Genomic DNA, 2,162 nt, shown 5'->3' with positions numbered 1-2,162 from the left:
GCTTCGCTCCTGCTCCGCCCTGGAATGACGATCGCGATGGGCGTTTTCGGCCAATCTCCAACGCGTACCACCTGCCAACGCAAACAGAGCCGACCGGTCAAGATCCCTGTGCAGTGCCACTAGCTCTGAAAAATAACGGGAAACCAATCCTCGCGCAGTTTCTGGCCGGGCTTCATGTCGTGCCCCGGATAGGGCGGCGAGGTGCGGCCGGGACGCTCGACATAATGCGCGTCGTCGCCGACCCAGCGCAGCGACAGCGCCCGGCGCCGCGCCGCCGTCATGTTGCCGCGCGCGCCATGCGCGGTGCGGAAATCGAACAGGATGGCGTCGCCCGGCTCCATCTCCCATTCGAGCACCTTCATCGAGGCGTCGTTGTCGGGGTCGGGCACCGGCCGGTAGTCGCCCTCGCCGGCATAAAAGTTGTCGTCGTTCAGCCAGCGCACCGGCAGCACCATCTTTTCCCATCTGTGCGAGCCGGCGATCAGCCTCAGCGTCGCTTCCTTCACGGGATCGATCGGGATCCAGAAGCTCACCGTCTGGCTGCCGTCGACGAAGTAATAGGGGATATCCTGGTGCCACGGCGTCGGCTTCTGCGTGCCGGGCTCCTTGACCAGGACGTGGTCGTGGAAGAACTGGGCGCTGCGCGACTGCATGACCGCGGCCGCGAGCTCGGCGGCCGGCGACTCGCGCACGATCCTGACGAATTCCGGGATGCGCTCCCAGTTGCAGTAATCGTCGAAGAAGCTGCCCTTGCCGCCGGCGATGTCGGAGGCGGCGGCGCTGCGGTTCTCAATGTTGCGCTCGATGCCGTCGGCGATGACACCGACCCAGTCCTTGAAGGCGCCGCGGATGCAGACCGCGCCATCGCGCTGGTAATCGGCAATCGTCGAGGCATCGATCATTGGGCTGGCCATGGCGCGTTCTCCTTGGGTTTGGCAAGCAACTATCGCAAGCGCCCGACATCGCGTAAAATAATAACTTGCCATCTGGTTTATAGTTTTTGCCTATGAGACTGACCCTCGCGCAATTGCGCTATGTCGTTGCCGTCGCCCGCTATGGCAGCGTGACCGCGGCAGCCCAGGCGCTGAACGTGTCGCAGCCGTCGATCTCGGTGGCGATCGACAATGTCGAGGACGCGCTTGGCCAGAAACTGTTCGTGCGCCAGCGCGGCAGCGGCGTTTCGCTGACATCCTTCGGCCGCAAGGCCGTCGCCAAGGCAAGGCAGGTGCTGGGCGAGGCGGACGAGCTGGCGGCGCTCGGTTCGCGCGACGCCGATGTCGGCGGCGAATTGGCGCTCGGCTGCTTCGAGGATCTGGCACCCTATTTCGCGCCGGCGCTCGTGCGCGTCTTCGCCGAACGCTGCCCGGCCGTCACGGTCGTCATAAGCGACGAGACTTTCGACACGCTCGGACGGCGCCTGGCCGACAGCGCCGTCGATCTCGGCCTCACCTACGATCTCGGCCTGCCCGGGCATTTCAAGCGCATTCTGCTGCATGAATTGCGGCCGCACGCGCTTCTGCCCGCCGGGCATGTGCTGGCGGACAAGCACGCCGTCAGCCTGGCCGAGCTCGCGCAGCATCCGTTGATCACCACCGACCAGCCGCATAGCTGGCAGCACATGTTGGACCTCTTCCTCAGCCGCGGCCTCTCGCTGGTCGCCCGAGCGACGACCAGCTCATTCGAGCTGCAGCGCTCCATGGTGGCCAACGGCTTCGGCGTCGCGGTCAGCTATACGAGGCCTTATGGCGACCGCAGCTATGACGGCCTGCCGCTGGTCTGCAAGCCGCTCTCCGATCCGCTGCCCATGCAGCGCATCATCCTGACCCACGACACGCGCCAGCGCCTGTCAAACGCAGCGGTCGCCTTCATCGAGGTCGCCAAGGCATGGTTTGCCGGTCACGATGTTTTCACCGCCTAGGTTTTCAGCGCTTGAGCGACAACGCGGCCGCTTGACGGCGCTGCTTGCTGCTGCCACTCCAGCGTGATGGAAACCGTCCAGTCGAAAGCGACCCAGGGCCGTGTCGCCGACGCGCCGAGCGGCCATTGGGTCTACCGCGTGCTGCCGCGCTGGCTGTGGCCCTATGCGCAGCTTGCGCGCTGGGACAGGCCGATCGGCTGGCAGCTGCTTTTGTGGCCCTGCTGGTGGTCGGCAGCACTTGCCG

General features: G+C 65.4%; 2 protein-coding genes and 1 pseudogene. 2 read left to right on the top strand and 1 reads right to left on the bottom strand.

Annotated elements, in window-relative coordinates; all coding sequences use genetic code 11:
- Window positions 1-119: 119 nt before the first annotated feature.
- Window positions 120-914 carry a phytanoyl-CoA dioxygenase family protein gene (locus FJ980_RS29960; RefSeq protein WP_140547226.1) on the bottom strand — a complete coding sequence of 265 codons (795 nt, stop codon included), beginning with the start codon at window positions 912-914 and terminating at the stop codon, window positions 120-122.
- A 92-nt stretch (window positions 915-1,006) separates the two neighbouring features.
- On the opposite strand from FJ980_RS29960, the gene FJ980_RS29955 reads away from it, so the two are divergent.
- Window positions 1,007-1,918 carry a LysR family transcriptional regulator gene (locus FJ980_RS29955; RefSeq protein WP_140547225.1) on the top strand — a complete coding sequence of 304 codons (912 nt, stop codon included), beginning with the start codon at window positions 1,007-1,009 and terminating at the stop codon, window positions 1,916-1,918.
- Window positions 1,919-1,984: 66 nt separating this feature from the next.
- A pseudogene (ubiA, locus tag FJ980_RS29950) lies at window positions 1,985-2,162 on the top strand (4-hydroxybenzoate octaprenyltransferase); the annotation flags it as partial.

It is taken from the genome of Mesorhizobium sp. B1-1-5, from assembly GCF_006443065.1.
In the GTDB taxonomy this organism is placed as follows: domain Bacteria; phylum Pseudomonadota; class Alphaproteobacteria; order Rhizobiales; family Rhizobiaceae; genus Mesorhizobium.
This window is presented reverse-complemented; position numbering and strand designations above follow the sequence as displayed.